Origin of the sequence: Nostoc sp. (assembly GCF_035638895.1) — a bacterium.
In the GTDB taxonomy this organism is placed as follows: Bacteria; Cyanobacteriota; Cyanobacteriia; order Cyanobacteriales; family Nostocaceae; genus Nostoc.
The window spans coordinates 10001-13256 of the sequence record NZ_DASQZC010000047.1 but is presented as its reverse complement, the minus strand read 5'-3'; the positions used below and the strand labels follow the sequence as shown (position 1 = coordinate 13256).

The following is a 3256-nucleotide window of genomic DNA, read 5'->3' as shown; positions in this document are numbered from 1 at the left end:
TAGTGGCGGACGGGTGAGTAACGCGTGAGAATCTAGCTTCAGGTCGGGGACAACCACTGGAAACGGTGGCTAATACCGGATATGCCGAGAGGTGAAAGGCTTGCTGCCTGAAGATGAGCTCGCGTCTGATTAGCTAGTAGGTGTGGTAAAGGCGCACCTAGGCGACGATCAGTAGCTGGTCTGAGAGGATGATCAGCCACACTGGGACTGAGACACGGCCCAGACTCCTACGGGAGGCAGCAGTGGGGAATTTTCCGCAATGGGCGAAAGCCTGACGGAGCAATACCGCGTGAGGGAGGAAGGCTCTTGGGTCGTAAACCTCTTTTCTCAGGGAAGAACACAATGACGGTACCTGAGGAATAAGCATCGGCTAACTCCGTGCCAGCAGCCGCGGTAATACGGAGGATGCAAGCGTTATCCGGAATGATTGGGCGTAAAGCGTCCGCAGGTGGCGATGTAAGTCTGCTGTTAAAGAGTGAGGCTCAACCTCATAAGAGCAGTGGAAACTACATAGCTAGAGTACGTTCGGGGCAGAGGGAATTCCTGGTGTAGCGGTGAAATGCGTAGAGATCAGGAAGAACACCAGTGGCGAAGGCGCTCTGCTAGGCCGTAACTGACACTGAGGGACGAAAGCTAGGGGAGCGAATGGGATTAGATACCCCAGTAGTCCTAGCCGTAAACGATGGATACTAGGCGTGGCTTGTATCGACCCGAGCCGTGCCGTAGCTAACGCGTTAAGTATCCCGCCTGGGGAGTACGCCGGCAACGGTGAAACTCAAAGGAATTGACGGGGGCCCGCACAAGCGGTGGAGTATGTGGTTTAATTCGATGCAACGCGAAGAACCTTACCAAGGCTTGACATGTCGCGAATCTTCTCGAAAGGGAAGAGTGCCTTCGGGAGCGCGAACACAGGTGGTGCATGGCTGTCGTCAGCTCGTGTCGTGAGATGTTGGGTTAAGTCCCGCAACGAGCGCAACCCTCGTTTTTAGTTGCCAGCATTAAGTTGGGCACTCTAGAGAGACTGCCGGTGACAAACCGGAGGAAGGTGGGGATGACGTCAAGTCAGCATGCCCCTTACGCCTTGGGCTACACACGTACTACAATGCTCCGGACAGAGGGCAGCAAGCATGCGAATGCAAGCAAATCCCGTAAACCGGAGCTCAGTTCAGATCGCAGGCTGCAACTCGCCTGCGTGAAGGAGGAATCGCTAGTAATTGCAGGTCAGCATACTGCAGTGAATTCGTTCCCGGGCCTTGTACACACCGCCCGTCACACCATGGAAGCTGGTAGTGCCCGAAGTCATTACTCCAACCTTTCGGGGGGGAGGATGCCTAAGGCAGGACTGGTGACTGGGGTGAAGTCGTAACAAGGTAGCCGTACCGGAAGGTGTGGCTGGATCACCTCCTTTTTAGGGAGACCTACACCCCTTACATATCGAAAAACATACAGTTAAATAGATAGTAAGTTGGTCTAACCTAGGTCGGTCGCGGACATTTGCAAATGTTAAACGCTTTCAAACTATGATAAAGGTTCGATATGGGCTATTAGCTCAGGTGGTTAGAGCGCACCCCTGATAAGGGTGAGGTCCCTGGTTCGAGTCCAGGATGGCCCACCTGAAGATAATTAATAATTCGTAATGCGTAATTCGTAATTAATTACGAACTACGAATTAGAAATTACGAATTATTTAGGGGGGTTTAGCTCAGTTGGTAGAGCGCCTGCTTTGCAAGCAGGATGTCAGCGGTTCGAGTCCGCTAACCTCCACCTGTGGCGATTGCCGTGAATGAAATAAAATGTATTGAGAGTTCAGCAACATGACTTAATTGAAGTCAGACTGCTGAGTTGAATCTCAGCCAGAACCTTGAAAACTGCATAGTAACGCGAAATTAGCAGGCAGACACAGACATTCCGAAAGGATGTTTTTGTGAATGCAAAATTGTGAAACACCAAATGAATTGAGTGGTCAAGCTAATAAGGGCTAACGGTGGATACCTAGGCACACAGAGGCGACGAAGGACGTGGTTACCGACGATATGCTCCGGGGAGTTGGAAGCAAACATTGAGCCGGAGATTTCCGAATGGGGCAACCCTTAATACTACCTGCTGAATATATAGGCAGGAGAGAGCCAACCCAGCGAATTGAAACATCTTAGTAGCTGGAGGAAGAGAAATCAAAACAGAGATTCCCTAAGTAGTGGTGAGCGAAAGGGGAAAAGCCTAAACCAAAAGATTTATCTTTTGGGGTAGTGGGACAGCGATATCGAATCTGGCGGTTAAACGAAGCAGCTAAATACTGCACCAAAGAAGGTGAAAGTCCTGTAGTTGAAAACTCAAGGATAGTAGCTGAATCCCGAGTAGCATGGGGCACGAGGAATCCCATGTGAATCAGCGAGGACCACCTCGTAAGGCTAAATACTACTGTGTGACCGATAGTGAACCAGTACCGCGAGGGAAAGGTGAAAAGAACCCCGGAAGGGGAGTGAAATAGAACATGAAACCGTTAGCTTACAAGCAGTGGGAGGACTATTTAAAAGTCTGACCGCGTGCCTGTTGAAGAATGAGCCGGCGACTTATAGGCACTGGTAGGTTAAAGCGAGAATGCTGGAGCCAAAGGGAAACCGAGTCTGAAAAGGGCGATAATCAGTGTTTATAGACCCGAACCCTGGTGATCTAACCATGGCCAGGATGAAGCTTGGGTAACACCAAGTGGAGGTCCGCACCGACTGATGTTGAAAAATCAGCGGATGAGTTGTGGTTAGGGGTGAAATGCCAATCGAACCAGGAGCTAGCTGGTTCTCCCCGAAATGTGTTTAGGCGCAGCGGTAATGATTATATCTGGGGGGTAAAGCACTGTTTCGGTGCGGGCTGGGAGACCGGTACCAAATCGAGACAAACTCTGAATACCCAGAGCACACATTGCCAGTGAGACAGTGGGGGATAAGCTTCATTGTCAAGAGGGAAACAGCCCAGACCACCAGCTAAGGTCCCCAAATCATCGCTAAGTGATAAAGGAGGTGAGAGTGCACAGACAACTAGGAGGTTTGCCTAGAAGCAGCCACCCTTGAAAGAGTGCGTAATAGCTCACTAGTCAAGCGCTCTCGCGCCGAAAATGAACGGGGCTAAGCGATGTACCGAAGCTGTGGGATTAACTTATGTTAATCGGTAGGGGAGCGTTCCGTCGTAGGTAGAAGCAGTAGCGGCAAGCAGCTGTGGACGAAACGGAAGTGAGAATGTCGGCTTGAGTAGCGCAAACATT

The 3256-nt window shown here is 50.7% G+C and carries 2 tRNA genes and 2 rRNA genes (1 of these 4 only partly in view); all 4 read left to right on the top strand.

What is annotated here, in order from left to right:
* A 16S ribosomal RNA gene (locus VE944_RS02130) occupies positions 1 to 1408 on the top strand; the annotation flags it as partial.
* Positions 1409 to 1538: 130 nt separating this feature from the next.
* A tRNA-Ile gene (locus tag VE944_RS02125) sits at positions 1539 to 1612 on the top strand.
* A gap of 79 nt (positions 1613 to 1691) precedes the next feature.
* Positions 1692 to 1764, top strand: a tRNA-Ala gene (locus tag VE944_RS02120).
* A gap of 197 nt (positions 1765 to 1961) precedes the next feature.
* Positions 1962 to 3256 (top strand): 23S ribosomal RNA (locus VE944_RS02115); it runs 1596 nt beyond the window's last position.